Below are 26,044 nucleotides of genomic sequence, written 5' to 3' on the forward strand. Positions count from 1 at the left end.
TATTTGGACTGTTAAAAAAATTTCATGATGATTTCCGTACGCAAGGCATTTTACATATCCGCATTCAGTATTTTCTCTGTGGCTTTCGCCAAAGGTCAGAATAAAGTTCCTTTCGGGGTGGTGAAAGCTGAAGAAGGCTACGCCATGGTACGGGTTCACAAAGATGATTACCGGAAAATCGTCGATAAGATCCGCATGAAGACGGGCGATGTCTTTATTTACGAAAAGCCGGCCCCGGGAGAAACCGAATGGATATGGATCAGATATCCTGAAAGGGAGGACACTGAAAAACCTTTCGTGCGGTACGACAGCATTACCAAAGAAGGCATGGTGAATAAAAACCGGGTGGTTTTTGTAGACAAGCTGCCGCAGTTTACCCCTTCCAAATCCAAAAATGGGAAATCGCTGATCTTTACTGATGATTCCAATCCTAAAATCCCAGGAAATCAGAGGACAAAGGTGATCATTGACGTCTACCCTTCTTATGCAAAGATCAAAAAACAGGAAAAGGATGCCGAAGGAAATATCCTGAAAGTGGATAAAGTAAAAGCCTGGGGCGTCGGAAAAGAACTTCCCGAAGACCTGACCGAAATCAAATCCGTACGCGTTCAGCAGCCTGGAAGAGGATCCGTTTTCGTAAGGGATGCCATCAAGAATATGTTCCAGCCTAGTATGGATTTTAACAACGTCGGCGTAACGGCCATTGACAACGACCATATTTTCCTATACATGATCAACGGTTCCGGACCAAACCGTTATACCACGATCTGGACCATCAAGCAGGGAAAGGCCGAAAGCCAGATCATTTTCAAAAACCCTGAATAATTCATCAATAATCATTACTTTTGCCTGCAGAAAGCTTTTGTATCTGCTGAACGGCTATACCCAGGCTTTCCGGAAAGCGGTTCTGCTTAACTGCAGATTAAAAGGGAATCGTGTGCAAATCACGAACTGTCGCGCAACTGTAAGTAACTGAAGTCTTTATTAATGATCCACTGTCCGGAGCAACGGATGGGAAGGAAATAAAGATGTTACAAGTCAGGAGACCTGCCTTTTTCTTTACAATAAAAACTTTCGCGATTTGAAGTTTATTGACCAGACGGACACCGGAGATTCCCATCTCTGCTCTGCTGTCGTGTTGATCTATTTCATTCCGCTTTAATTAATAATGAAATATGACGACAGAAGAAAGAATTGAAAAGTCCGAAACCCGAATTTTCAAAGCGGTTTTTCCCAATACCACCAACCATTACGATACGCTTTTCGGAGGTACGGCCATGCAGCTGATGGACGAAGTGGCCTTCATTGCAGCCACCCGCTTTGCCAGGAAACGCGTGGTAACCGTGAGCAGCGACAAGATCGATTTCAAAAGGTCGATTCCGGCAGGAACCATCGTGGAGCTGATCGGGAAAGTAGTGCACGTAGGCAAAACCAGCTTAAAGGTAAATGTGGAAATTTATACCGAGCAAATGTACTCTTACGAAAGAGAACGGGCAATTGTGGGCGACTTTACTTTTGTGGCCATTGATGAATTCAAAAAACCGGCCCAAATCCTTTAAAGTTCCGGCGGCCCTGAGCTGCTGAAACCTATACTTCTCAATATTTTTTAATCTTTTCCGGCGGGCTTTGCCCGCCGGATTTTTTATTTTAACGTGAATTCAAGCGTATCAATATCATATTCAGCCGATTATTTAATTCAAAAATAAAAATGAAACTGATGCAGCCGGGATTTTAAATAATACTTATCTTGCCGGAACAAGTACACGGTTTATCCTATATTGTATTAAGCCGTCCTTTCAGGACGTTAAAAACAAGAGAAATCCCTCCCTGATTAAAAAAAGGCCGGTTATTCAGGAGTGCATAAGAACTTCTCTGATAAAGCAATCACCCATTCAGTTTGATGATCAGGACCTTTGATCCTGTGTCTGACAAGAGCAACTTCCGGTTTCCGGTTTCCGGCTTTCCGCCTTTATTTGCGGTTTGTACCTCGAATTCACGTTATTTCAATTCGAATTCAGCGATGTTTGTTGTGATCTTAGATGGAAAAGTCCCGGTCTCCGGATTCCCTCATCCAATCCCTCTATTTCACCACTTTCTCCGTTTCCAGGTTTTTAATCAGCAGCAGCTGAAAGGCTTCTCCCAGTTCGTCGGAGGCCCGGCTGATGGCATTTTCGAGCATATTCCGGATCTGTTTCTCGGTAACGCCGGCTTCGGTCCAGCTTTTTCCCGATGTATGCGAATTTAAAATAAAAGGCATCATCCGGTCGATCGCACAGGCGAAAATGGCATCCGGTGTCTCCTCTTCCTCGAATTCCAGCCACAGGTTGAAGAATTCAGACCGCAGCGGCTCATCCAGAATCCCGAAAATCTTTTGGGCGGAGATTTTTTCCCGCTCAAATTTTCCGGCCATGGCCGTTTCGTCAAATAGAAAAGTATCGCCGGCCTCAATTTCAACCAGGTCATGGATCGAGAGCATCCGGATAACCCTCAGCAAATCGATATCCGCCCGGTTTCTGGCGTACGGAAAAAGAATCTGGGCCAGGATAATGATCTGCCAGGAGTGCTCCGCCGTATTTTCCCTCCTTGAATCATCGGCATTGTAATTTCTTCGCTGTACATTTTTCAGGGCGTCCACCGCCAGGATAAAATCGATTTCTTTCCGGATCTTCATTGCTGGTTTTATTTTACTTGATGTAATTTTTTACAAAAATAAGGCTTTTGAAGATAGTCTTTATTCAAATACCATTATTATCAGTCCTGAAGTTGGAAATGGCAAGAACATTTAAGAACAGTGCCGGGAGGACACAAGGAATCTGGTGATTTCAATTTTCAGGCTGCTCATCAGATCGTTTCCATGTCCGGCGTTGCAAAATCACTCTGCAAGCTATAAGTTGATCATAGAGAAAGCGGTTGCACTTTCTATGTAAACCATTCAATACCTCAACATATCATTTTTTTATTATGAGATAAGTCGTACTTTTAAGGTAAATATTCAGTATGGCTCCGAAATTCAATTATCCGGCAGAGATTAAAGGAAAAAGAAAATTATATTCATTGTTTAATGGGGTAAAAGATCCGTTGGCCGTCATCAGCGGAAATCACGATCTCTTCGGCGACAGTTATTACCTGAGGGCCACGTTTACAGATAAGAAATTTATTTTCACGCAGGATAAGGAGTTGATCGAATACATTTTAAAGCAGAACCATAAAAACTACTTTAAATCGGAAATCCAGGCGGTTACCCTGGGTAAATATCTCGGAAACGGCCTGCTGACCAACAACGGCAAAGACTGGCTTCAACAGCGGCGGCTGATTCAGCCCGGCTTCAGCAAAACCAAAATCGCCAATCTTGTTTCCATTATGGACGAGGAGATCAATAAAGCATTCCAGCCATTTGATCAGGAACCGGAAACCGATCTGTATGACTTTTTCCATACCCTGGCGTTCAATATCGTGGCCAAAACCCTTTTCAGTTCGGATATTGAAGAAGCTGAAATAAAGGAACTGGGGAAAATCATTACCGAAGTCCAGGAAGTTTTCGCCAAGGAAGTAAGGCTGCCGTTTTATACCCAGATCCTGAAAGCCCTCGGTGTCATCGGTAAGACCATCAGGAAAAGCGAACGGTCGAAAGCCATTATCCAGCGGGTTCTGGACAAACGCCGGAACTCGGGAGAAGAAAAGAATGACCTCCTGGATATGCTGATCCAATCGAGATATGAAGACACCGGGCTGCCTATGACTGATCAGCAACTGGTGGACGAAATGCTGATCCTTTTCATTGCCGGGCATGAGACTACCGCCAACGCTTTAAGCTTTATCTTTTTCGAAATCAGCCGGAATCCTGAAGCGGAGGAAAAATTACGGCAGGAAATTGCAGAAGAGGGGGAAAATGCTTTTATCAGTGAAAGCCTGATGAAGAAATCATTTACCACCAACATTATTAAAGAGGCGATGCGGCTGCATTCCCCGGCCTGGGCCATGGACCGCCAGGCACTGGAAGACGACCGTTTCAAAGAATATTCCTGGGAAAAAGGGACTTTAATCATCCTTTATATTTCCGGCCTTCACCGGAACCCGAAATACTGGGACCGGCCCAATGATTTTATTCCGGAACGTTTCGATGATGAGAATGCCCGTAATTTTGCCTACTACCCTTTCGGAGCCGGGCCGCGTCTCTGCATCGGCGAACATTTTGCCATGATGGAAATGACACTGATTGTCCGTAAATTCTACAGCAAATACCATTTCGAATCTTATCAGGAAACATTGGAGAAAAAAGCACTGGTCACTTTAAGAACCACCAGCCTGCCTGGCAAAATCGTTAAAATTTAAAGCAGGTCCTTAAAAGCTCTGATCGTCAAACACAGGTTATCTTCATTAAAACAAACCTGCGGGATTTCATGACGTCCTGTCATCTCTACAAACAGCTTTCGCCCCTGCAGGCTTGTTAAGGTTGTCTGCTTTCGCAGAACCTACGTTTCATTCCTGAGCTCTGATTTTCAAGTCTGCTTCCGACATCTTAATCTGATCTTTTTACTTGTATTGGCATTAAAACTTATCCTGTTTCATAAAAATTCCCATTGCCCGAATTTCATCAGCAAAAATAATTTAACTGATTTACAGACATTTAAATAATAAATAATTATTTTTCCACTACTTTGTATTGCATAATACCATTTTAATTACATATCTTTGTAATGTAAAATCGAAAGAGGTTCGCTAGCTAGGTTCCCGATTTCGAAAATTATATAACTAATTAACAAAACTTATTAAAGATGAATACCGAAAATACCAAAGCGCAAATGCGGAAAGGGATTCTGGAATTCTGTATTTTAAGCCTCATCAACCACCGCGAAATGTATGTTTCCGACCTGATCGATGAGCTGAAAAAAGGAAAGCTGGATGTCGTGGAAGGAACCCTCTACCCTCTTTTAACCCGATTGAAAAACGGAGAGTTTCTTTCCTACCGGTGGGAAGAGTCTACAGGAGGCCCGCCCCGAAAATACTACCAGATCACGGAAAAAGGGAAACTGTTCTTAGGGGAACTTCAAAATACCTGGAACGATCTGACCGAAGCAGTAAACCAAATCACTCAAAAACCTTAAAAACAAAGCTATGAACAAAACACTCTCAATAGGACTTGCCGGTTTTTCTTTTACCATAGAAGAACATGCTTATATAAAACTGAGCGATTACCTTAACGCGCTCAGAAGCTCACTGGATGCTTCGGAAGCGGATGAGGTAATGCACGACATTGAAATCAGAATGGTGGAAATCTTCAGGGATTCCATGGCGAAACGTGAAGTCATCAACGATTCGGATGTAGAAAGAGTAATTGCCCAGATCGGGAGCCCTGAAAAGATCGAAGAGCAGGAAGAAGCTTACTACTCTGAAAAAAACACAAAGAGGACAGGCAGCGCAGGAACGGAATATTCCGATAAAAAGCAGCTGTTCCGTGATCCTGAAAAACAGAAGATTGCAGGAGTTTGTGCTGGTCTGGCAGCTTATTTCGGAATGGACATCACGGTGATGAGGCTGATCTGGGTAGGAGCATTCTTATTCCTCTGGGTAGCCCCGGGATCTTCTTTCCTGGTTATTCTTCTGTACTTCATCCTTTGGGCTGTTCTTCAGAAAGCCGAAACGGCATCCGACTTCCTGAAAATGAAAGGAAAACCGCTGAATTTCGATAACCTAAAGGAAGAATCCAGCAAACTGGTACAGTTTGCGAATGAAACCACCACAAGAGCCGGTGAAATCTATATTGAGAACAAACCTTATATCAACAATGCCAGCAGCGGTATATGGAACATCCTGAAATATGTCATCGGCGTATTCTTCGCACTAATGGCGTTCGGAAGCATCATCGGGGTATTTGTCCTGTTCGGTTTATTCGGGATCGACTCCAATTTTCCGGGTGCCAATGAAATGAAATTCCTTTTTGATGACGACGGTCTTTACACCGTGTTTTCAGCACTGATTATTATCGGCTCCCTGATTCCTGCAGTGCTGTTTACCGTACTGAGCATCAAAATTTTCTCTCCGAAAACAAAACTGAGAAATATCGGATGGGTACTGGGCGCTTTATTCCTTGCTTTAATCGGTCTGGGTGCATATTTCGGAGTAAGCATGGCCAAAAGGGAAATGTTCTTCAAAGGCCATAAAGAAGATACGGAAGAAATTTCCATCAATACCAAATCGGATACGATCTATGCGGATTTCAAACAGATCACCATTCCTCAGAACTTCATCGCCTATGACGACGATCTTTATTCCGATAAGGTTTCGGTTTACCATAAAGACTGGATCCATGTGGATGTGACGAGAAAGGCCGATGTAAAGACACCGTATCTGATCATCAAAAAAGAAGCTAAAGGATATAACCTCCCACTGAATGTAAGCGTTCCGGTAGATATCATTAACAACAAGATCATCTTCCCGAATTATATTAAATATCCTTACAACCACCGATTCAGAGATTACAGCGTCGATTACGAACTGGTACTTCCGATGAAAACAGTAGTAATCCCGGTAAAACAGGACGGCATCAGCTTCGACGGAGACCTTAATGCAGACGGCATCAACGATAACGACCAGGAGAAGGATGAAGACGGGAACATCAGAATCGGGGAAAATAAAATCACGGTAAACGGTTCTACCATAGAATACAATTCCGATGACCAAGACAGCATTATTGTCAACGGAAAAAAAGTCGCCAGCGACGAAGCAGACCATGTGATCGACTCCATGAAACACAGCATCAAAAAGATGAAAGGAGCCAACATCGACTTCAAGGTGGATAAAGATAAAAATGAAATTTCCATACAAACCAAATAACTAAACTTCAGAGAGTGGCAGAAGGTGTGAACGGATGACCCAAACGTTTGAAATTCACACCCTTCTTCTCTCAGAGAAAATGAAAAAATGTAAAGATTTAATTCTTCATTTCAGGAAAAAGATTTACATTTGTGTTGTTAAAAAATAATAACCGAAACACTCATTAAAAATATTAAACAATTATGGTACAACTGGCATTAGAAATTGTAATGAAAATTGCTGATTTAATCAGCAGTCTGTTTTAAGAGCGATAATATTTCAATATATTTGTAAAGTATAACCACTTTGGTTATACTTTTTTGTTTTTAACCGAAATATTATGAAAAAGCTGATTGGCAGACTGATTTTAAAATTAATGGGCTGGAAAGTCGTCCTGCAGGGCGATGTGAGCAGCCTGGACCGCTGTATCCTGGTTGTGGCACCGCACACCCACAATATGGAATACATCCTGGGGAATCTTGCCTATTGGTCGTTGGGAAAGCCTTTGAAAATCATCATCAAAGATGCCCATACCAAAGCCTGGTACGGCGGAATCGTGAGAGCGCTCGGCGGAATCGGGATCGACCGCAGCCGGAAAAACGACCTGATCAATTTCGTGGCAGAGCAGTTTGCAAAAGACGATTTCAGCCTGGTGATTACTCCCGAAGGCACCCGCAGCTGGGTCCCGAAATGGAGAAAAGGGTTTTATCACATGGCACTGGCAGCAAAAGTCCCTATTGTTCTGGCAGCAGGAGATTTTAAAAGAAATACCATTTTCTTAGGTTATACCATCCCTTACGAAAGACTAGCTTCGGTACCTTTCACGGAAATCATGCGGGAAATCCAGGACTATTATGTTAAAAACGATATCGGCCCGAAAATTCCGGAAAACTGGAACCCGAATATCATGGGACCCGATTCCGAAACGACAGCCGGCAACTAACTATTGGCTATTGGCTATTGGCTATTGGCTATTGGCTATTGGCTATTGGCTATTGGCAAAATTATTCATTACTTATTACCCATTACTAATTACTCATAAAAGATGTATATTAAAGATCAACCGAAGGAAGAAATACTGGCATTCATTAACGCCTGGGGCGGTGAAACCTTCGCCAAAACCCTGGAGATCCGTTTTACGGATATTGATGTGGAAAATGAAACTTTAACGGCCACAATGCCTGTTCTGCCCAGAATCCATCAGCCTTTCGGGATCATGCACGGCGGGGCAAGCTGCGTGCTGGCCGAAACCATGGGATCAAGCCTGTCCAACATCTTTATCGACGGCGAAAAATACTTCGGTGTGGGAACCAACATCAATACCAACCACCTGAAAAGCAAAAAGGACGGAACGGTCACTGCGGTTGCCCGGTTTATCCGGAAAGGAAAAACCATGCACGTCTCCGAAATCGAAATTCGCGATGAAAAAAACGCCTTGATCAGCCACACCACGATGACGAATACCATCATCCGGAAATAAGATTAAATGAATAAAATACGGAGCTCAAATTTTTTGGGCTTTTTTCATATATCAACTGCAACCTTTTCGTTCTTCTGTATCTTATAGGAAAGACTTAATACTTTACAATGTGCTCAGCAACCCCGTATCTGTGAAAAAAATATTTTACTTTAGTCCCTTTTTATTTTTGGCGTTAAGCTGCGGAAGAGAAATTATAGATTATAGGATCATTAATAAATACAGCTATATCAATGAAAGCAGTACTGATATGGATATCTACTCCTACTATCAAGGTAAAAAAACGAAACATGTGATCAGTAAAGGAAATACGTACAGCCAGGAACTGGATCTTAATTTCGGCTCCGTGGATGACATCATCTTCTATGCAGACAGCGTAAAAATTGTTTACGAACAAAACCGGTTTAAAATATGGAAGGCCACGGATAACAACAGCCGGAATATTTTAATGAGAGATGAAAATTATACGAAAACAGCAGAAAAAGAAAATTTTGAGGCGTTTCAGTTTACATTTACAATACAGGATGGTACCCAGACTTCATCTTGCAACGGAAACTGCAATTGAAAGACTTTGATTTTCCTGCAACGGATAATTAGCTTTGAAAATATTACTAAAAAAATAAGTTTTCTTCATATAGAAATGGAAAATTCCGGTATGCCCCGGAATTTTCTGCTTTTAAGGAAACATCGGCATTCACAGGACATTCAGTTTTTAATCTGATCTAAAAACTTATCCACCATTAAAACAGGTTTACCACTTATATTTATTTTAAACTGATCCGGAAGATATTCAAATATTCAGAGAAGCGTAAGGGATCGAAGATTAATTCTTACATTTAAAACTTATTTTATCTTTTTGATGCAACCTTTTCATTTTTTTTCATCTTTAAATAAAAAGGTATTATTATGAAAAATTTATTTTTACTTCTTATTTTAACGATAATGGTCTTAGTTTCATGCAGGGAAACGGGCACCGATGAAACTATAAACAAAAATACGCCGGTCTCCTACGATCTGTATGTGGCAGGAAACGATGAGAACAATACGGCCAGCTATTGGAAAAATACAGCTAAAACCGTGTTATCATCAGGAGCAGGATGCACTGCTACTAAGGTAACGGTAGATAATACTGATGTGTATGTAGAGGGAATCAAAATTGATCCGTCAACCTATACCTTCAAATATTATTACTGGAAAAACAACATTCGGTATGATATCGAACAGCAGCTTGGTCTGCAGTCTTCTGACGATTTCAAGATGAAAGATATGGCCTTTAAAAATGGAGATGTATACATCGTAGGAAACATAAAAAATCCCGCTTCGACATCCACTAATGATGCTTACCAGTTGTGTTATTGGAAAAATGGCAATAAGACGGTTCTGCATACCCATAATGCAGGAACCCTTAATGCTGAATCCGATATTGAAATTATCAACAATGATATCTACATTACGGCAACAAAAAATTATAATTCAGGCAATTATGACGCAGGTTATTATAAAAATGGCACCTATTACTTATTATCGAATACCAAAAACTTTTCTAAGTTTTTATATGATACATCAGGTGTTTATTTAATTGCAAAACACCGGCAAACCGGTGCACTCGAGCAGTACAATCTTACGACTAATATATATACGGCCTTCCCTTCCTACATAAATCCTGCAGATTTTCGTACGGCAGAATGGGACAACGGTAACAAATATTATATTCTTCCACAGTATTATTATAAGAATGCTACTCAGTACATTTTGGTCTCAACCGGAAGTCAGTTTATGTTTTGTGATGATTTCAAAGTTTTGAACGACAATGTTTACAAAATCCTCCATAAAGATAATTCCGGCGTTGATTATAAAGTATACATCAATGATGTAGAAGTGCTTACGACTACCAATACCGGTAATCAGAATGGCCGATTCAGAAGTCTCACCGTTATTCCCAACTAATCTATGTCAACTATTAACTGGCAGCATATTTACCAAGACTATTCCCCAAAACTTTTGGGGATTTGTCGTAGATATATCCAGGATATTTATACAGCAGAAGATATCGTGCAGGACAGCTTTATTACCGCCATCCAGAAAAACGATCAGCTGAATGATGAAAAAGCTCTGTTGGCCTGGCTGAAAAAAATTGTGGTAAACAATGCCTTACAACATATCCGTAAGCACAGCAAAGAAAGTTTTGTTGCTGCAGAATCCTCAGAAATCCAAGATCCCTATTCAGAAATGGACCATTCTCTTTCCGAAGAAAAAAACATCTTCATCTACGACTTTACCCATGAGGAGCTCTTGTCCTCGATCGACAGTCTTCCGCCCCATCACAAATCGGTTTTCAATTTATATTTCATTGAAAACCATTCGCATGCTGAAATATCCGGTTTGCTCGGCATTACGGTAAACACGTCCAAATCTCATTTACTAAGGGCTAAAAAATCCGTGCAGCAATATTTGATGAACAACATCCTGCAACAGAATACCCCGAAAAAGAAACTGGCGCAGCTTTTCGTAATCTTCGGGCTTGGCGGATTGCTTTGGGCACAGACTTTTAAAAGTAAGTTTGCAGACTTTAAAATTTCCCCTTCAAAAAAACTTAAAATTCCTTCTGATCTAACTAAAGTTTCCATTCTGCCTTCAAATAATTCTTTGAACAGAAAGATAATTATCTCCGGAACACTTCTAATTATGATCCTGACGTCCGTTTTTTTCTTACATCCTGGAAATAGATTTTTCATAACGAATCATTCAGCCATTTTATTAGAATCGACAGATGCGGTTCATGCTGAACTGAAGGATCATCAGCCCATTAAAAATAAGCCAGCAGCAAAAGAAGTACAAAATCCAACCGAACAGAATATAAAAGAAGAATTGTTAGCAGACAACAGGATAGATAACAGACAAAAAACACAATCGACTGAAGAAAAGTTACAAAGGCACAGTCTTCGGAATGCCATGGGCAAAGACACAGTTCATGAACTCCCACAAAAAGTGATGGTCGTTAAAAAAATCATTAAAAGAGATACTATCTTTGTAGAAAAATAAACGACCGACAGACCATGATCTTCAGAAAAACAGTATTGCTTTTAGTAGTCTTCACGGTAAGCTTATCATTTGCACAGCACCGTAAAAAAAAGAAAGTGGACACGGTATATGTTTATGAAAAAGTAATTGTTTATGATACGGTCTACCGTTTCAAACCTTTACCGTCCAGGCTGAAAGGTCTAATCCTTCCCGAATTGAAAGTTGAAGAAACAAAATTCGTACGTAATGTTTACAAAGAAGAAATCGATCGGCAAAGAGTTTCCAGAAGAGCACAATTACGAAGACCCGCTACTTTTCTTTACGGAATCGAAGGCGGTGCCGGCTTAAAAAACACCAGCTGGGATACAGGAAATTCAGGCAACAATCAGTTCGGGGAACATCTGGGACTTTGGGCTTCCAAAAGCTTTTTTAATAATCAATTTTCAGTACAGCTTTCTGCAAATGTCTATCACTGGAATTCCTCCTTCGATCTGGATGCCAACAAGGAAGATACTTTTCTTAATGGATACTATTTTACGAAAAATAACCAGCCGCTTTTGTTCCAACGATTTAACAATAAGCACTTTGAATATTCCTTCCAGCTAAAATTCATGTATGACTGGAAAAATATCCGTCCTTTTGCCGGCATTCTTGTGAATCGCAATACCTATAAGATGCAGTTTCTGGTACCGGAAAACAATGTCCTGAACCGGCTTGACGATTTTAAATCCAACCAGGCCAACCTGGGCTTTGCATTAGGACTTCAGTACCGGATTTTACGAAGATGGCTTGTATCCGCCGAATATCAGCAATATGCTTTAAAGAATTTTTCATTAAAAAATGCTGACTTTGATTTTGAGATTTTTAAGACGAATAATACCTTTGCAGAAAGAAAAATAAGTTTCGGAATTTCCTATATCCTTTCGAAACTCTGATTTCTGCAAATCCCTTAGACAATGATTTACTTTAAATTTCCCTTCGATGAAAAACTGTACTCCACCGACGAAAGTTCCGTACAGCAAAATATCAGCTTTCATACCTTTGACGGGTCAAGCCAAATTGATTTTACCGGGAATATCATTGAAGTGAATACCGGAGATTTTGCAAAGACAAATATTTCAAGTACATCATTACCGGAAGATCGGAGCGGGTTCATTGCTGAAACCCAAACGGAATATCTCAATCAACTGGAAAATGTCATTAGCGTGATCAAAGAAAACGACCTTCCGAAACTCGTCTATTCCCGAAGAAAAATTTTCAGGGATTTTCAGAAAATTGATTTGAAAAAAAGCTTTGAAAACCTTTGCCAATCCTATCCGAATGCTTTCAGGTATATTTTTATAAATGGCCGACAATCCTGGATGGGGGCTTTTTCCGAAGTGCTGGGAAAATTCAGCAAAAAGACACACGAATTTGAAACCATGAGCCTTGCCGGAACGCTCCCCGTTTCAGAAAGCTGGTCGGAAAAGGAAATCGAAGAGCAGAAGCCTGTAACCTGCTATATCAGGAATATTTTAAAAAATTACTCTGAAAACATCGATGAATCCGGAACTTACGATCATATTTCCGGTAATATCAAACATCTCCGTACCGATTTTAAGGCAAAGATACGGCCGGAAGATCTCGATGCCATTATTCAGGAACTGCATCCTACGCCGGCCATCTGTGGCATTCCGAAGACATTCTGTAAGGAAACCATTCAGAAGCTTGAAAAGTTTCCCCGGGAACTGTATGCCGGTTACATCAGAATTGAGACTGAAGACACAGTCCATTACTTCGTCAACCTCCGGTGTGCGAAGCTTTATCAAAATGCCGTTCATGTATTTGTAGGCGGCGGGATTACCGCACAAAGTAACCCTGAAAAAGAATGGACCGAAACCGAACTGAAATCCGAAGCCATTCTGAAAAACCTGGTGGTCTTATAATCGTTATCAGATCTGTATGGGAAAATCTAATTAACGTGAACTTGAAGTAGAATCCGGATGAAAAGGCTGGAAGAGGGATGCTGGATGCCGGAAGTTTATTCCGTAAGAAATAGAATCAATCTCCCTAATGATCAAACCGCATCTTTATCATTCTACCAAAAGTCATTCTATTAAATCCTGACTGAATGAGCCTTAATTTTGCTTTTAGATTGATTAAACATTTGAATATAGTTGAATACACGTTAATTACTACGGACCTAAAGCTTTTAAGACATGATTCACATGAGATTTAGCTTTAATCCTTGTGTATATTTCAGATCACATAAGAAAAAAATCTTCGATTTTTTGTAATTTCATAGGATGAAAGCTTCAACGATCCTGTGGCTGAACGGAGCCGAAGCAACGCTTCATCCGTAAAAATAGCGGTGTGGAATATAACCACAATAGTCACAAAAGATATTTATACTGTGTAAAAAGTTGAATGCTTTATGGTAAACAAGCGTACAAAAGTTTTTAAAAATCTTTGATTTTTAATCTCATGTGTTCTAAAAATATGCACAAAATTTTAGATCTTTCTATGTGACTTATGTGCTGAGAATAAGCACTATCATCCGTGAAAATCTATACAGATCCGCGGCTAAAAAATAGTCGTCCAAAGACTTCCGGCTTCCATCAGCCATTATCAGCCTGTTACACCAGCATCTGTATAAATCCGCGGAACCGGTGAAAACAAAAAACCTCTCTCAAAACTGAAAGAGGCCTACTATAATTTATAAATTTCAATTATTTTTTTACGCCGATCTTGCTCCAGGTATTCATTACGAAAAGCAACATCAGACCGATTACTGCTGCGGCAATGGAAAATACAAACTTCGAGTTGTCTTCAGACAGCATATCCGACTGCCAGTCCAGGGCGTACACATTAATCGCGATAAATACGATAAACACTACCAAAAATACTTTATAAAACTTCTGCATGATTCTTAAAAATTAATATAATTCTGCACCAACTGTGCAAAGTTTGCCGTAAATAATTTAATGGAAATCGCCAGCAGGATAATCCCGAAAACCTTCTGTAAAATGGCCAATGTGGCATCTCCCATTTTCTTTTCCAGCCAGGTCGCCGATTTCAGCACCAAATATACGAAAATTGTATTGAGAATAATTCCAAAAATAATATTAATATCATGAAATTCAGCCTTCAGGGACAGCGTGGTCGTTAAGGTTCCCGCGCCGGCCACCAGGGGAAATGCAATCGGAACAATGGAAGCGGCCTTCACTTCGGAGGTTTTGTTGATTTCGATACCCAAGATCATTTCGAGGGCAATGATAAAAATCACAAACGCACCCGCGATGGCAAATGAGTTCACATCCACTCCGATAAACTTCAGGATTTTATTTCCTACGAAGAGGAAAACCAGCATAATGGATCCTGCAGTAAGCGTCGCTTTTTCGGCTTCAATCTGCCCATATTTCTGCTGAAGGCTTACCACAATCGGAATTGAGCCGATAATATCAATCACGGCAAAAAGCACCATGAAACAGGTTACGATTTCTTTAATAGAAAAATGATTAAAAACTTCCATCGATTTGTCATTAAAAATTTCGCAAAAATATGAAAATAAATTGATTATTTGCTAATCTGTGAATATAAATTAACAATCATCGTTAAAAGTTCATCTATTGCTTCCTTCGATTTTACCGGAGCATATTTTTCGATCTGAATCCGCTGGATGAGGTTTCTGTATTCTTCCGCTACAGCAGTCCCCTGCTCATGTTCAAGTACAGAACTGAAATCCGCGCCGGATCCCTGTCCGTACTGCTTTTTCACTTCACGGTCCAACTCATCAAAGGTCTGGAAGAAATTTCCATAATCAGAATTATCCTTGAGATTTTCAAGATAACTGAAGTAATCATTGATATCCATTTTCTGGCTTTCCCTGATTTCCCTTTCAGTTTCTTCAACGGATCCCACCGGTTTTAAAGTTGCCGTTTCTGTAACAGATCGGTTTTTTCTTTGCCATGTTTTAAATCCGAGATAAGCAAGAAAAAGGACTAAAAGAATGGCAAAATTGGTAAAAAGGATATTCCAGTGGAACTTGCTTTTTTCTTTTACCTTAAGTGAAGTGGTTTTCAGGACCGGCGTATTCACCGTTTCCAGGAAGGTATTGGTATACTCGTTTACTTTTTCAACGGTAGTACGGGATTCAAGAATCTGATCGTGGGAAAAGGCGTTCACTGCCAGAGACTGTTCACCCAAATCCACATATTCTTTATTCGAAGGATCAAAGAATGCAAAATGTTCAGTCTTAATGGTAATCTCCCCTGCTTTTTTAGGAATCACCAGATAGTTGGCCAATACTTCGCCTTTCATCCCTTCTGTCCCTACGAGGACTCTTGAGGTAATCTTAGGCGCAAAAACTTCATAATCCGGCGATGCTGCAATTTTAGGAAGTTCCATGCTTTTCAGGTTTCCTTCTCCGGTTATCTTTACCAATACATTCATCGGCTTCTTAACCTCGATTTTCTCTTTTGAAATATTAGCTACGCTTACATTAAAGTTTCCAACTGCATTTTTAAAGCAGTCGGGAGAACCTTCGGGAAGCTTCCTGACATTGATCTTTACTTTGTTGGAGATAAGTTTTTCTTTATGGGCATATGAGTTCAGGGAAGCAGAAACTCCCGGAACCTCCACAAAGCCCGCTTCGTTTGGGAAAACCATAAAAACGGCCAGGATCTGCGAGGCCATGCTCCCGTTATCAGAAGGGTCGATCTCGGACTTGGCAAAGCTTATCGGGTATACATCCATATTTTCCTGGTCCGGAAGACGGAGGTTTCTTACCTTTCTGAAATTGTCCATGTTCCTGGAGTACACCTTCAGTACGGCAACCGTTGGTTGGTCCTGATAAATATCACGGTCTTCAATTTCCATATTCAGGAAAACGTCTTTAGAAGTATTGGCTGCCGTTGCAGTCTTCTTATCAAGATCTTTTACGAAGATTTCAAAAGGTTCCGTTTTATAAATTTTGTTGTTGATGGTGATCAGGAAAGAACCGATCTTCAGTTTACCTTTCTGCTTCGGCTCAAGGGCAAGCCTGGTAACAGATTGGGATACCACCGTATTGGTTTCGGGATCCATAAAGGCGTTATTGACGGATCCGGTTCCGATCAGGTTAAATTTTGAGAAATCCGGCAAACGGAGTTTTGTCTGCGGATTGTTTTCGCTTCCTGATATTTCCAGAACAATACTGAGGTTTACGACATCCTTCCCATTATAGGTGGTCTTATCCGGCGTTACTGTAAGATTGACCTGTCCGTAAGAAATTACGGATGTGATAAGAAGCAATATGTAAATAATTCTGTTCTGCATCACCAATCTTTCTCGTTGCTCTCGGGCATCGAATAAGAATTTTTGTTTAAAATCCTCTTGGCAGTTTCTCTTTCTTTATCACTGACTTTATTGAGGATCTGATTTTCCAGGCCTTTAGGGATCTTACCTTCATTACTCTGGTTCTTGTTAGGGTCATTTCCCTGTCCTTTTCCCTGATTCTGCTGGCCCTGCCCCTGATCCTGTTTCTGGTCTTTCGGGCCTCCTTTCTGATCATCGTTCTGCTGGTCTTTACCGCCGCCGCCTCCTTTACCGGAGTTATTTTTCTGCTGTTGTTTCTGCTGGTTTTCCTTCTCTTTCAGTTTTGCAATTTCATAATTTTTCCTTGTTGCTTCACTGTAAGGGTTTTGTTTCAGGGACTGCCGGTAGACCTCTGCCGCTTTTTCCGGCTGTTTCATCTGCATATAGGCATTCCCGAGATTATGAAGGGCGGCCGCTTTATCCGGAAGGGTCTGGGCCAGTTTTTGGGCAGTCTCGAACTCCGCTTTTGCCTCTTCGTATTTTTTGCTCTTGTATAAGGCGTTTCCTAAATTATAATGTCCCGTAAAATCTTTACTGTTTTTCCGGATGGCTTCCAGATATTTTACAGAAGCACCGTCATAATCTTTGCCGTTGAATTTTTCGTTCCCTTCATACACCAGCGTACGGTAGTTGTTTTGCCCAGGCAACAAGCCTGAGTACAGGAAGGCGGTAATAAACGACAAAAAAATGATTTTAGTATTCATTAAGTGCAAAATTATTCCTTTATATGTTAATAAGCAGCGTCTTATTTGTTAAAACTAGGTTAAAGTAATTAACTGAAAATGAGACAATGATCCATTTTTACAAATTGAAATCTCTTTTGGGATTAAAAATATAGATCAGGAAGAAAAAAAACAGGGATACTGCCAGGAAATACTGGTAATAATGAATGGCATTCTGCGACTTTATCATGGTTGTGGAAGATCCCGATTTCTTTTGAAGGGCATCCAGAATCCGGTCCGGTGCTTCATTGATGTTGTTTCCGTCGATATAGGTTCCACCCGTAGCATCTGCCATTTTTCTGAGGGCCTCCGTCTGTCTTTTGGAAATCACCGTCTGCCCGTTCATATCACTTTTATAGCCCATCAGCTGACCGAAAACATATTCCGGTACGGGGGCCCCTTCTTCCGTTCCGATTCCTACGGAAGTGATCATGATTCCCTCTTTTCTGGCTAACCGGATCGCCGCATCATCATTTCCCTCATTATCTTCGCCATCGCTCAGTAAAACGACTTTCCTTCCGTCTTTGCTTACATTTTTAAATTTTTCGACAGCTATTTTCATTGCATTCAAAAAGTCAGTTCCCTGGATCTGCATTGAATTGGTTTCAACCCCGCCGATGTAAGTCTCCGCAGAGCCGTAGTCGGTGGTCAATGGCATAATGGAGGTTGCCTGTCCGGCAAAGATCACAATCCCGACTTTATCATTTGTCATTTTCTGCATGCTCTGAAGCATTAGATTTTTCGCTTCGGTCAGACGGCTCGGGTTAATATCTTCCGCATTCATCGAATTGGAAACGTCCATCATGAAAATAACATTATTCAGCTTCTGGCTGGTTTTAACTTCCTCCGAACCGCTCAGCAGGTCGATGATTGAGAAAATCAGAAACAGAATGGCCAGCAGGTAAAGGGCCGGAAAAAATATCGTAAAACCCGATTTTTTTTCAAACAGATGCTCATGAAACCGGCTGTCTGCAAAAACAGCTCTCTTCTTCTTTTTCCATTTCAGATAACGGATCAGAAAGGCAGCCAGCAGCGGCAAAAGCAGCAGCAGCAACAAATACCAATAATTTCCTATATACCAATCCATCAGCTTAAAATTTTATAAAATACCCATCTCAGCAAAGCATCCAGGAAAAGCAAGCCCAACGCAACCCAAAGGAAAATTTTGAAATATTCCTGGTAATTGAAGAGTTTGGCTACTTTCACATCAGATTTTTCCAGCTGGTTGATCTCGTCATATACTTCTTCCAGGCTGCTGTTTGAGGTAGCCCTGAAATACTTTCCGCCCGTCATCTGCGCAACTTCCTTTAAAACCGGTTCGTCGATTTTCACTTCCGCTTCCGTAAAAACCAGATCTCCGAAGATATCCTGCTGCGTCGGCATCAGCGCATAGCCGTTGGTTCCGATCCCGATGGAATAGACTTTAATTCCGTTGTTCTTGGCGAGTTCCGCTGCAATGGCAGGAGGCATCGCGTTTTCTATCGTATTAACCCCATCCGTCATCAGGATGATGATTTTGCTTTTTGCTTTGCTATCCTTCAAATGGTTAACGGCCACGGACAGACCTTCGCCTATTGCCGTTCCCGGCTGTAATTCCAGCGGATTCAGGCTGTTTAATTCATCCACAACCACCTGATGGTCGGAAGTGACCGGAACTTTCGTAAAGGCTTCCCCGGAATAGGCGACCAGCCCGATGCGGTCATTCGGTCTTTTATTAACGAATTTAATCGCAATATCTTTCAGAGCGGTCAGACGGTCCGGGCTAAGGTCTTTGGCCAGCATACTCAGCGAAACGTCTACCGAAAGCATAATATCGATCCCCTTGGTATCGTCCCGGTCCTGGGAAATCGTAAAAGTCCTCGGTCTTGCCATGGCAATAATCAAAGCCGAAAGAATCAGGTATTTCGAAATTTTAAGGAAAAACATCACGACGTGAATTCCGCCGCTGTCGCCCATATTTTTAACCGTCGGGACTTTGATTCCTTTTCTTTTCTGTTTGCTGATATCCCGGAACAGAAGCGGGATGAAAAGAACAAACAACAGTAAGAACCACGGACTGTAAAATTCAAAATTAAGCATCTTTTCTAAGGTTTTCGAATTCCAGATCCTTTGACGACCTTTTTACAAATGCGGTAATGTCTGCCAGATCTTTTTCCATGGTCTGCTGATCCGGGAAAGTTTTTGCAAATTTCACCAGGTCACCTCTTACAAATACGTTTTCCACCACACGCTCATTTTCCTGCGAAATCGTATTGTTTTTCTTCATCAGATCTACGAGATCATCGGTAAGAAGCACATCTGCCGGCAGACGGTATTGGGTGGCAATGAATTTTCTTGAAATATCAATCAGTTCCACATAGAAAGAACGGTAATTTCCGCTTTCCACATATTTCTTCTTTTTCAGGGAATCCAGTTCTTTCAGGGTCTGGTTGGTTGTAACTACCGGTGAGCTTTTTTTCCTGCGTCCGTATTTTACAAATAGAATAACAGCAATGACCAGACAGATCAGCGCAATGGCAGCCAGGATATAAAACTTGTACAGTTGCCAGTAATCGGTTACTTCAAGCTTTACCTCTTTATTGTTCATGATGTCATTGATCGGATCTGTTTTCTGCGCCGTATTGATGACATCAATTTCATAAGGAATGGTCTTCAGAACCTTTCCTCCTACTTTAAATTCCAGTTCGGGGATCGTAAATTTCCCTTCATCGAAAACGGTAAACTCAATCCTTCTGTAATAAACATCCTGCGTCTGGGCAATACTGTCTTTAATTTCCTCGAAATGAAAAGGAAGCAATTCATTCTCGGGAGCAGCGGAAACTTTTTCATCGTGAATATTATTGATGGTCACGACAATGTGATTCACTTCCCCCAAAGCAATCGTTTTCTTTTCCACACTGGAGGAAAGAATCTGTGAAAAAGCATTTGCACAGAGTAAAAAACAAAATATAAATATTAATTTTTTCAATTTCAATACATTTTAAAATGAGCCTCACCCATTCCTTTGAATTATTTTTTCTGAAAATAACCATACAGCAGCCTGGAGTAATCGGCTCCTGTATTCACATTCATAAAACTTGCGGAACTGTTGGAAAAATCTTCTTCAAGATTTCTCAGCTTCTGCTTCTGAGCTTCTGCAAAGATATACCTCCATCTTGCGCTGGACGTATTGGCCCAGACCTGCTTTCCGGTCTCCGCATCATACAGCAGCGTATAACCGACATCCGGAATCTCGTTATCCTTTTCGTCGTAAATTCTCATACCCAGCAGCTGATGCTTTTTGGAAGCCACCCGCAGCATTTTGGAATCATACTCATCTTCAAAGTCCGAAAACAGGAAGACCAGTGATTTCCTTTTGAAAATTCCCATCATGTATTCCAGGGCTTTATCTATTTTTGATACGGCAGGCACATAATCCGCCGTGAGGATCATGCTGATTATAGACAGGATATGCTTTCTTCCTTTCTGCGGAGGAATAACCTTATAGACTCTGTCAGCAAAAAGAATCAACCCTACTTTATCATTGTTTCCCGCTGCCGAAAAACCAAGGCTCGCTGCAATCTCTGCCACATATTCCCTTTTCAGTTGATTTTTGGTTCCGTAATCCATCGATGCCGAAATATCAACGAGCAGCATCATCGTCAGTTCCCGCTCCTCCTCCATCACTTTTACAAAAGGCTCCCGAAAACGGGCCGTCTTGTTCCAGTCGATTCGTCGGATCTCGTCACCGAACTGGTATGGGCGCACTTCCGAGAAAGTCATACCCTGCCCTTTAAAGGCACTGTGATATTGCCCCATTAAAGTAGCCTCCGTCTTCTTTCGGGTACGGATTTCAATCTGCTTTACTTTTTTTACAATATCTTTTATCTGCATAACACTTCAGTAATTTCAAGTTCAATGTTTTGGGTTCAGGATTGATGTAGGATTTAATCTTCATTACCAACGCTCAGACTTTGAACCTTAACCTTTAAATTCGATTGATACATTGAACCATTCATCATCAAATTTCGGACTGTATTTTTTATAGAAATCAATGGCCGGCTCATTCCAGTTCAGCACCTGGAAAACCATGCCGCTGTAGTTATTTGATTTTCCATAATCCATGATGGCTTCAAACAACTTCCGGCCGATCTGTTTTCCACGCATCTGTTCGGTGACTACCAGATCTTCCAGATACAGCCTTCTGCCCTTCCAGGTTGAATACCGATCGTAATACAAAGAAATCCCGACAATATTCCCGTCAGCCTCTGCCACGAAAGCACCCCAGACCGGAGCCGTTCCGAATCCGTCTTCGGTAAACTGTTCCAGCGTTAACGTGACTTCATGCAATGCCTTTTCATAGACCGCCAGTTCTTTTATCAGTTCCAGCATCGGCGCGCAATCCTCACAGACGGCTTTCCTTATGGTCACTCCATCCATTATGGCGCCTGGATTTTCGCTAAAATTCTATTGACGATTTCTTCCGAAGAAATTTCTTCCGCTTCCGCTTCAAAGGTTAAACCAATTCTGTGTCTAAGCACATCTTTTGCCAATGCTTTCACATCCTCCGGAATAACAAAAGCCCTTCCTCTCAGGAACGCATAGGCTCTGGACGCAATCGCCAGGTTAATGGATGCCCTAGGAGAAGCTCCGAAGCCGATATAGTTTTTCAGTTCCGCCAGTCCGTAATTTTCAGGAAAACGGGTGGCAAATACCATATCGAGGATGTATTTCTCAATTTTTTCGTCAAGATAAATCTGGTTAATCAGCTCTTTTGCCGCCACGATATGTTCCAGGGAAATCACAGGTTTTACCGCCGGCTGATGGGAAGTGGAAACCATACGCATCACCAGCCTTTCATCTTCAAATTTAGGATAATCGATGGTACATTTCAGCATGAAACGATCGCTCTGTGCTTCCGGTAAAAGATAAGTTCCTTCCTGATCGATCGGGTTCTGGGTAGCCAACACAAGGAAAGGCTTCGGCAGCTTCATGGTCTCATCACCGATCGTCACCTGTTTTTCCTGCATCACCTCCAGCAGGGCCGACTGCACTTTGGCCGGTGCCCGGTTGATCTCATCTGCCAGTACGAAATTGGCAAATACCGGACCTCTTTTAATTGAGAAGTCGTTGTCTTTTACATTATAGATCATGGTTCCCACGACATCCGCAGGCAGCAGATCCGGCGTAAACTGAATCCTGGAAAATTCTCCGTGAACCGCTTCCGCCAAAGTTTTGATCGCCAGGGTTTTTGCCAGTCCCGGAACTCCTTCCAGAAGGACGTGCCCATTCCCTAAAAGTCCTATCAAAAGACGGTCGATCATATATTCTTGACCGATGATCACTTTGTTGATTTCTTCGCGAAGACGGGAAAAATAGAAGTTCGCCTCCTTTACCTGTTCGGTTAGCTGACGAATATCATCCGCCTGATATGTATCTGACATAGTCTTATTTAAAATAATTGGTAAATTTCTAATAAATACTTGCATTAATCAACACAAAAAGTGCCATCTTTGAGTTAAAGTTTGTTAAATAATCCGCTATGGATGTGAGATTCCAAACCCTTGTATCGCTTAAAATTCAGGAAGGTGATTTATGTTTTTCATAAAAATATATAAATTTTACTTCAATGCCCCTTTCAAAAATTGTCATATCCAGTTTATTAAACTATTTTTGGTGATTAAAAAATTTGCAAAATGAATTATCATTTTCAAGCGCACCGGCAGGTCCGGAAGAATCTTCTCGATATCTTACAGAATACTTCGTATGAAGATCTTTTGCTGATTCCTGACGGCTTTAACAACAACCTGTACTGGAACATTGCCCATACAGTAGCTACCCAGCAGCTCCTCCATTATTACCTGAGCGGAAATCCTTTCAGAATCGATAAATACTGGATCGAAACCTATAAGAAAGGAACCCTGCCTAATCTGGATGTCCAGAAATCGGAAGTGGAAGACCTGGAGTTCCTGCTGACGGAAACTTCAAAAATCCTGATGAAAGATTACGACAGCGACCTGTTTTCAGATTACACGCCCTACACTACCAGTTTCGGAATGGACCTGAAAAGCATCCAGGATGCGATTATCTTTAATAATATGCATGAGAGCCTGCACTACGGATATGCGCTGGCGCAAAAGAGAGCGATCTTAGGCGAGAAATATTAAAAATAGGATGTCTGTAAGAGGAAGTTTTTATTTTAGAATAACAAGTGCCGGTAATTTAATCGGAGAATATTTTAATAACTATGGAAATATTTGTCTTTCCGAAAGTGCAAACAGAACCGATTCGGGATCTGGATTTGCAGGAACCTATATGACATCTTGGATCGAAAGACAAAACAGCGCATTGATAAGCCGCCTGACTATTGAATCAATTTCAGAAAATATGTTCACTTTAGTCTGGGCAGATTTAAATAATGAAATTATATTTCGAGGAAAAGCCTCACTTTTAGAAGAAAATATTATTTACGGATACTACTCCGGAAGACAATTTATACAAGAACATTAATGAATAACAACGATAAAAAGGACGATTTCATCTTTGGATTACGTCCGGTGATTGAAGCTATTGAAGCGGGAAAAACAATTGACAAGGTCTTTGTGCAGAATGCGCTGCAGGGACCGATTTATGCTGAACTTAAAGCTATTTTAGCTCAAAATAAAATCCGTCCCAACTATGTGCCGGTTGAAAAACTGAACCGTTTTACCAGGAAAAACCATCAGGGGGTGGTGGCCTTCATTTCGGACGTTCCTTTTCATAAAGTGGAGGATATTGTGCCCCAGCTTTTCGAAGAAGGAAAGACCCCTTTCCTATTGATTTTAGACCGATTGACCGATGTGAGGAACTTCGGAGCGATCTGCAGAACTGCAGAATGTGTGGGGGTGGATGCCGTGATTATTCCGGAAAAAGGAGCGGCACCGATCAATTCGGATGCCATTAAAACATCGGCGGGCGCTTTATATAATGTGAAAATATGCAAGGCCCCGAACCTGGCTCATGTCGTGGATTTCCTTCAGCAGAGCGGAATTTCCGTATATGCGGCCAGTGAAAAAGCCGAAAAGCTGATTTACGACGTTAACTTTACAGAACCATGCGCAGTCGTAATGGGAAATGAGGAAACGGGAATATCCAAAGAAGTCCTGCACCATGCTGACGATAAAATCAAGCTTCCTATTGAAGGAAAAACCCAGTCTTTAAATGTTTCCGTTGCCTGCGGAGCGATTTTATATGAAGCGGTACGGCAGAAATTCACCAAAGCCAATTAATTAATCAACATTAAAAAATTCCAAATGAAAAATATAGCAGCATTAGCGCTGATTTCAACCATAGCTTTAGTTTCGTGCAATAAAAAAGAAACGGCAAAAATAACGAAAGTAGATCCTAAAACCGGAAAAACCATCACCGTGGAAGTTCCGGCCGATTCCGTGGCGAAAGTGGAAGAAAATCCTGCTATCAAAGACTCTGCAGGGATCTATACACAAACCTTTAAACTGGAAAAAGGGAAAACCTATCCGCTGACGACCTATCAGAGAGATACCAAAACCATGACGGATCCCAACGGGAAAACCATCAACGCCACCAGCGAATCTACGGACGAGATGTCTTTTATGGTCAATGACATCAAAGGAAATGTTTACGACATCACCCTGAATCTTATTGCCAAGAGAAACTCCCAGACTGCTCAGGGGAAAACCCTTGTGGTGGACACCAAATTGCCGATCCCGAAAGAAGACGATCTGAAGATGATCTGGAACATCAACAGGGCACTGACGGGAAATAAACTGAACATGAAAATGGACACGAAAGGAAACGTTATTTCCATTACCGGATTCGATGCAGTTTACAACAAAGTGGCTAATTCCGTAGGCACACTGATTAAAGATAAGAATCAGAAAGAAAGTGTAGTGGCCAGCCTTAAAGAATCCTTCAATGAAAAAGTGCTGAAAGATCAGTTCACCAAAAACCTGACGATCATTCCTAAAAAAGGAGCTAAAATCGGAGGAAAATGGTCCAACAGTGAAAATGCTGACGCCCAGGGAAGAATCAAAGTAACCTCGAATTATACGCTGAAAAGTGCAGGAAACGGTGTGGTCGAGATTTCCGTTTCGGGAGGAATTCCTAAAAAGGTGGAAAAACAGAACCAGGGCGATGTTACCCACAGCTTAAGCAGCGAGCTCGCACAGAACGGAACCATTAAGTTTGACCAGAATACGGGATGGATCAAAAACCAGAACATTTCCGTAAAGACCACCCAGATCGAAAGTATTTCGAAAGGAAAAGAATCCCAGTCGATGACCAGTGTCTCCAATTCTTCCGTGATGGTGAACCCGACAGCTAAATAGATACAGGACTTCAGGGGTTGAAGAGTTTGAGTGTATGGCCATCTGACCGGCGGTCTGCAAAACCGGACTTTAACGTAAAAACTTACATAAAAAATTATGAAATATATTCTTGAGCTCGTACTCAGCGCCATTATTATTTTCTTCGTCTGGAATATTCTTAAAAGGGTATTCTTCAAGACATTTTACAGTTACCGGTTCAATAACCAGAACAATAATAGCAAGCCGGATCTACAAAACTCTGACAAGAATAACCAGAGCCTCAACTGGGATGCGGAAACCGTAGACTATGAGGAGGTAAAAGAAAACAAGGACAAAAAATAACCATTCCGACAAGTAAAGATCATAACCATCCA

28 protein-coding genes and 1 riboswitch are annotated in these 26,044 nt (G+C 41.3%); of the genes, 17 read left to right on the plus strand and 11 right to left on the minus strand.

Features of this window, described 5'->3' with window-relative positions; translation table 11 throughout:
• Positions 1–24 precede the first annotated feature (24 nt).
• Together CHA01nite_RS11140 and CHA01nite_RS11145 are read left to right on the plus strand one after the other, a co-directional pair.
• On the plus strand, positions 25–825 hold the full coding sequence (locus CHA01nite_RS11140) for a hypothetical protein (RefSeq protein ID WP_146941472.1): 801 nt from the start codon (positions 25–27) through the stop codon (positions 823–825).
• Positions 826–885: 60 nt separating this feature from the next.
• A riboswitch (cobalamin riboswitch) is annotated at positions 886–1,069 on the plus strand.
• A 106-nt stretch (positions 1,070–1,175) separates the two neighbouring features.
• Positions 1,176–1,559 carry an acyl-CoA thioesterase gene (locus tag CHA01nite_RS11145; protein ID WP_146941474.1) on the plus strand — a complete coding sequence of 128 codons (384 nt, stop codon included), beginning with the start codon at positions 1,176–1,178 and terminating at the stop codon, positions 1,557–1,559.
• 521 nt (positions 1,560–2,080) lie between these two features.
• Here the strand turns inward: CHA01nite_RS11145 and CHA01nite_RS11150 are convergent.
• Entirely contained in the window at positions 2,081–2,671 is a 591-nt protein-coding gene (locus CHA01nite_RS11150; protein ID WP_146941476.1) for an HD domain-containing protein, read from the minus strand.
• Between the two features lie 326 nt (positions 2,672–2,997).
• Here CHA01nite_RS11150 and CHA01nite_RS11155 point away from each other — a divergent pair, with 326 nt between their 5' ends.
• The 10 genes from CHA01nite_RS11155 to CHA01nite_RS11200 all read left to right on the plus strand — a co-directional run bounded on the left by CHA01nite_RS11155 (position 2,998) and on the right by CHA01nite_RS11200 (position 13,236).
• Complete coding sequence (locus CHA01nite_RS11155; protein WP_146941478.1) at positions 2,998–4,332, plus strand: cytochrome P450; 1,335 nt, start codon at positions 2,998–3,000, stop codon at positions 4,330–4,332.
• Between the two features lie 443 nt (positions 4,333–4,775).
• The gene (locus CHA01nite_RS11160) at positions 4,776–5,105 is read left to right on the plus strand and encodes a PadR family transcriptional regulator (protein WP_146941480.1); all 330 of its coding nucleotides are present in this window, start codon (positions 4,776–4,778) and stop codon (positions 5,103–5,105) included.
• A gap of 10 nt (positions 5,106–5,115) precedes the next feature.
• Positions 5,116–6,834, plus strand: coding sequence for a PspC domain-containing protein (locus tag CHA01nite_RS11165; protein ID WP_146941482.1), 1,719 nt, complete (start codon positions 5,116–5,118; stop codon positions 6,832–6,834).
• Between the two features lie 319 nt (positions 6,835–7,153).
• Positions 7,154–7,756, plus strand: a complete 603-nt coding sequence (locus CHA01nite_RS11170) for a 1-acyl-sn-glycerol-3-phosphate acyltransferase (protein WP_228458401.1) — start codon at positions 7,154–7,156, stop codon at positions 7,754–7,756.
• Between the two features lie 102 nt (positions 7,757–7,858).
• On the plus strand, positions 7,859–8,293 hold the full coding sequence (locus CHA01nite_RS11175) for a PaaI family thioesterase (RefSeq protein ID WP_373869024.1): 435 nt from the start codon (positions 7,859–7,861) through the stop codon (positions 8,291–8,293).
• A gap of 130 nt (positions 8,294–8,423) precedes the next feature.
• Positions 8,424–8,855 (plus strand): hypothetical protein, encoded by a 432-nt coding sequence (locus tag CHA01nite_RS11180; protein ID WP_146941483.1) that lies wholly within the window; start codon positions 8,424–8,426, stop codon positions 8,853–8,855.
• A 341-nt stretch (positions 8,856–9,196) separates the two neighbouring features.
• Entirely contained in the window at positions 9,197–10,237 is a 1,041-nt protein-coding gene (locus CHA01nite_RS11185) for a hypothetical protein (protein WP_146941485.1), read from the plus strand.
• A gap of 3 nt (positions 10,238–10,240) precedes the next feature.
• A complete protein-coding gene (locus CHA01nite_RS11190) occupies positions 10,241–11,332 on the plus strand; it encodes an RNA polymerase sigma factor (protein WP_146941487.1) in 1,092 nt (363 codons plus the stop codon).
• Between the two features lie 14 nt (positions 11,333–11,346).
• Complete coding sequence (locus tag CHA01nite_RS11195; RefSeq protein WP_146941489.1) at positions 11,347–12,246, plus strand: outer membrane beta-barrel protein; 900 nt, start codon at positions 11,347–11,349, stop codon at positions 12,244–12,246.
• Between the two features lie 21 nt (positions 12,247–12,267).
• Positions 12,268–13,236, plus strand: coding sequence for a chorismate-binding protein (locus CHA01nite_RS11200; RefSeq protein WP_146941491.1), 969 nt, complete (start codon positions 12,268–12,270; stop codon positions 13,234–13,236).
• 783 nt (positions 13,237–14,019) lie between these two features.
• Here CHA01nite_RS11200 and CHA01nite_RS11205 read toward each other — a convergent pair.
• From CHA01nite_RS11205 to CHA01nite_RS11250, 10 genes are all read right to left on the minus strand, one after another.
• Positions 14,020–14,214 (minus strand): hypothetical protein, encoded by a 195-nt coding sequence (locus tag CHA01nite_RS11205; protein WP_146941493.1) that lies wholly within the window; start codon positions 14,212–14,214, stop codon positions 14,020–14,022.
• A 5-nt stretch (positions 14,215–14,219) separates the two neighbouring features.
• Entirely contained in the window at positions 14,220–14,822 is a 603-nt protein-coding gene (locus CHA01nite_RS11210; RefSeq protein ID WP_146941495.1) for a MarC family protein, read from the minus strand.
• Between the two features lie 44 nt (positions 14,823–14,866).
• A complete protein-coding gene (locus CHA01nite_RS11215; protein WP_146941497.1) occupies positions 14,867–16,606 on the minus strand; it encodes a BatD family protein in 1,740 nt (579 codons plus the stop codon).
• Positions 16,606–17,349 carry a tetratricopeptide repeat protein gene (locus tag CHA01nite_RS11220; protein ID WP_146941498.1) on the minus strand — a complete coding sequence of 248 codons (744 nt, stop codon included), beginning with the start codon at positions 17,347–17,349 and terminating at the stop codon, positions 16,606–16,608. Before CHA01nite_RS11220 ends, CHA01nite_RS11215 begins: the two co-directional genes overlap by 1 nt.
• 97 nt (positions 17,350–17,446) lie before the next feature.
• Positions 17,447–18,454 carry a vWA domain-containing protein gene (locus CHA01nite_RS11225; protein WP_146941500.1) on the minus strand — a complete coding sequence of 336 codons (1,008 nt, stop codon included), beginning with the start codon at positions 18,452–18,454 and terminating at the stop codon, positions 17,447–17,449.
• Positions 18,454–19,446: a vWA domain-containing protein gene (locus tag CHA01nite_RS11230; RefSeq protein WP_146941501.1), complete on the minus strand. Its 993-nt coding sequence runs from the start codon at positions 19,444–19,446 to the stop codon at positions 18,454–18,456. Before CHA01nite_RS11230 ends, CHA01nite_RS11225 begins: the two co-directional genes overlap by 1 nt.
• Complete coding sequence (locus CHA01nite_RS11235; RefSeq protein WP_373869025.1) at positions 19,439–20,335, minus strand: BatD family protein; 897 nt, start codon at positions 20,333–20,335, stop codon at positions 19,439–19,441. The genes CHA01nite_RS11230 and CHA01nite_RS11235 overlap by 8 nt, the downstream gene beginning before the upstream one ends.
• A 41-nt stretch (positions 20,336–20,376) precedes the next feature.
• A complete protein-coding gene (locus tag CHA01nite_RS11240; protein ID WP_146941505.1) occupies positions 20,377–21,240 on the minus strand; it encodes a DUF58 domain-containing protein in 864 nt (287 codons plus the stop codon).
• A gap of 87 nt (positions 21,241–21,327) precedes the next feature.
• A complete protein-coding gene (locus CHA01nite_RS11245) occupies positions 21,328–21,786 on the minus strand; it encodes a GNAT family N-acetyltransferase (protein WP_146941507.1) in 459 nt (152 codons plus the stop codon).
• On the minus strand, positions 21,786–22,790 hold the full coding sequence (locus CHA01nite_RS11250; protein WP_146941509.1) for an AAA family ATPase: 1,005 nt from the start codon (positions 22,788–22,790) through the stop codon (positions 21,786–21,788). Before CHA01nite_RS11250 ends, CHA01nite_RS11245 begins: the two co-directional genes overlap by 1 nt.
• A gap of 252 nt (positions 22,791–23,042) precedes the next feature.
• Between CHA01nite_RS11250 and CHA01nite_RS11255 the strand changes: the two genes are divergently transcribed.
• The 5 genes from CHA01nite_RS11255 to CHA01nite_RS11275 all read left to right on the plus strand — a co-directional run bounded on the left by CHA01nite_RS11255 (position 23,043) and on the right by CHA01nite_RS11275 (position 26,012).
• Positions 23,043–23,513 (plus strand): DinB family protein, encoded by a 471-nt coding sequence (locus CHA01nite_RS11255; RefSeq protein WP_146941511.1) that lies wholly within the window; start codon positions 23,043–23,045, stop codon positions 23,511–23,513.
• 7 nt (positions 23,514–23,520) lie between these two features.
• The gene (locus CHA01nite_RS11260) at positions 23,521–23,856 is read left to right on the plus strand and encodes a hypothetical protein (protein ID WP_146941513.1); all 336 of its coding nucleotides are present in this window, start codon (positions 23,521–23,523) and stop codon (positions 23,854–23,856) included.
• Positions 23,856–24,614, plus strand: coding sequence for a 23S rRNA (guanosine(2251)-2'-O)-methyltransferase RlmB (rlmB, locus tag CHA01nite_RS11265; protein WP_146941516.1), 759 nt, complete (start codon positions 23,856–23,858; stop codon positions 24,612–24,614). The genes CHA01nite_RS11260 and rlmB overlap by 1 nt, the downstream gene beginning before the upstream one ends.
• Before the next feature lie 24 nt (positions 24,615–24,638).
• On the plus strand, positions 24,639–25,691 hold the full coding sequence (locus CHA01nite_RS11270; protein WP_146941518.1) for a DUF6263 family protein: 1,053 nt from the start codon (positions 24,639–24,641) through the stop codon (positions 25,689–25,691).
• Between the two features lie 96 nt (positions 25,692–25,787).
• On the plus strand, positions 25,788–26,012 hold the full coding sequence (locus CHA01nite_RS11275; RefSeq protein WP_174771818.1) for a hypothetical protein: 225 nt from the start codon (positions 25,788–25,790) through the stop codon (positions 26,010–26,012).
• Positions 26,013–26,044 lie beyond the last annotated feature (32 nt).

The sequence above is a fragment of the Chryseobacterium hagamense genome, assembly GCF_007991455.1.
In the GTDB taxonomy this organism is placed as follows: domain Bacteria; phylum Bacteroidota; class Bacteroidia; order Flavobacteriales; family Weeksellaceae; genus Chryseobacterium; species Chryseobacterium hagamense.

What these genes read in the sequence shown, in the direction of transcription:
- CHA01nite_RS11195 (WP_146941489.1), top strand. Translation starts at nt 11,347, where the DNA reads ATGATCTTCAGAAAAACAGTATTGCTTTTAGTAGTCTTCACGGTAAGC.
- CHA01nite_RS11210 (WP_146941495.1), bottom strand. Translation starts at nt 14,822, where the DNA reads ATGGAAGTTTTTAATCATTTTTCTATTAAAGAAATCGTAACCTGTTTC.
- CHA01nite_RS11215 (WP_146941497.1), bottom strand. Translation starts at nt 16,606, where the DNA reads ATGCAGAACAGAATTATTTACATATTGCTTCTTATCACATCCGTAATT.
- CHA01nite_RS11225 (WP_146941500.1), bottom strand. Translation starts at nt 18,454, where the DNA reads ATGGATTGGTATATAGGAAATTATTGGTATTTGTTGCTGCTGCTGCTT.
- CHA01nite_RS11245 (WP_146941507.1), bottom strand. Translation starts at nt 21,786, where the DNA reads ATGGATGGAGTGACCATAAGGAAAGCCGTCTGTGAGGATTGCGCGCCG.
- CHA01nite_RS11200 (WP_146941491.1), top strand. Translation starts at nt 12,268, where the DNA reads ATGATTTACTTTAAATTTCCCTTCGATGAAAAACTGTACTCCACCGAC.
- CHA01nite_RS11165 (WP_146941482.1), top strand. Translation starts at nt 5,116, where the DNA reads ATGAACAAAACACTCTCAATAGGACTTGCCGGTTTTTCTTTTACCATA.
- CHA01nite_RS11185 (WP_146941485.1), top strand. Translation starts at nt 9,197, where the DNA reads ATGAAAAATTTATTTTTACTTCTTATTTTAACGATAATGGTCTTAGTT.
- CHA01nite_RS11260 (WP_146941513.1), top strand. Translation starts at nt 23,521, where the DNA reads ATGTCTGTAAGAGGAAGTTTTTATTTTAGAATAACAAGTGCCGGTAAT.
- CHA01nite_RS11150 (WP_146941476.1), bottom strand. Translation starts at nt 2,671, where the DNA reads ATGAAGATCCGGAAAGAAATCGATTTTATCCTGGCGGTGGACGCCCTG.
- CHA01nite_RS11250 (WP_146941509.1), bottom strand. Translation starts at nt 22,790, where the DNA reads ATGTCAGATACATATCAGGCGGATGATATTCGTCAGCTAACCGAACAG.
- CHA01nite_RS11190 (WP_146941487.1), top strand. Translation starts at nt 10,241, where the DNA reads ATGTCAACTATTAACTGGCAGCATATTTACCAAGACTATTCCCCAAAA.
- CHA01nite_RS11270 (WP_146941518.1), top strand. Translation starts at nt 24,639, where the DNA reads ATGAAAAATATAGCAGCATTAGCGCTGATTTCAACCATAGCTTTAGTT.
- CHA01nite_RS11145 (WP_146941474.1), top strand. Translation starts at nt 1,176, where the DNA reads ATGACGACAGAAGAAAGAATTGAAAAGTCCGAAACCCGAATTTTCAAA.
- CHA01nite_RS11170 (WP_228458401.1), top strand. Translation starts at nt 7,154, where the DNA reads ATGAAAAAGCTGATTGGCAGACTGATTTTAAAATTAATGGGCTGGAAA.
- CHA01nite_RS11255 (WP_146941511.1), top strand. Translation starts at nt 23,043, where the DNA reads ATGAATTATCATTTTCAAGCGCACCGGCAGGTCCGGAAGAATCTTCTC.
- CHA01nite_RS11205 (WP_146941493.1), bottom strand. Translation starts at nt 14,214, where the DNA reads ATGCAGAAGTTTTATAAAGTATTTTTGGTAGTGTTTATCGTATTTATC.
- CHA01nite_RS11160 (WP_146941480.1), top strand. Translation starts at nt 4,776, where the DNA reads ATGAATACCGAAAATACCAAAGCGCAAATGCGGAAAGGGATTCTGGAA.
- rlmB (WP_146941516.1), top strand. Translation starts at nt 23,856, where the DNA reads ATGAATAACAACGATAAAAAGGACGATTTCATCTTTGGATTACGTCCG.
- CHA01nite_RS11230 (WP_146941501.1), bottom strand. Translation starts at nt 19,446, where the DNA reads ATGCTTAATTTTGAATTTTACAGTCCGTGGTTCTTACTGTTGTTTGTT.
- CHA01nite_RS11220 (WP_146941498.1), bottom strand. Translation starts at nt 17,349, where the DNA reads ATGAATACTAAAATCATTTTTTTGTCGTTTATTACCGCCTTCCTGTAC.
- CHA01nite_RS11140 (WP_146941472.1), top strand. Translation starts at nt 25, where the DNA reads ATGATGATTTCCGTACGCAAGGCATTTTACATATCCGCATTCAGTATT.
- CHA01nite_RS11275 (WP_174771818.1), top strand. Translation starts at nt 25,788, where the DNA reads ATGAAATATATTCTTGAGCTCGTACTCAGCGCCATTATTATTTTCTTC.
- CHA01nite_RS11155 (WP_146941478.1), top strand. Translation starts at nt 2,998, where the DNA reads ATGGCTCCGAAATTCAATTATCCGGCAGAGATTAAAGGAAAAAGAAAA.
- CHA01nite_RS11240 (WP_146941505.1), bottom strand. Translation starts at nt 21,240, where the DNA reads ATGCAGATAAAAGATATTGTAAAAAAAGTAAAGCAGATTGAAATCCGT.
- CHA01nite_RS11175 (WP_373869024.1), top strand. Translation starts at nt 7,859, where the DNA reads ATGTATATTAAAGATCAACCGAAGGAAGAAATACTGGCATTCATTAAC.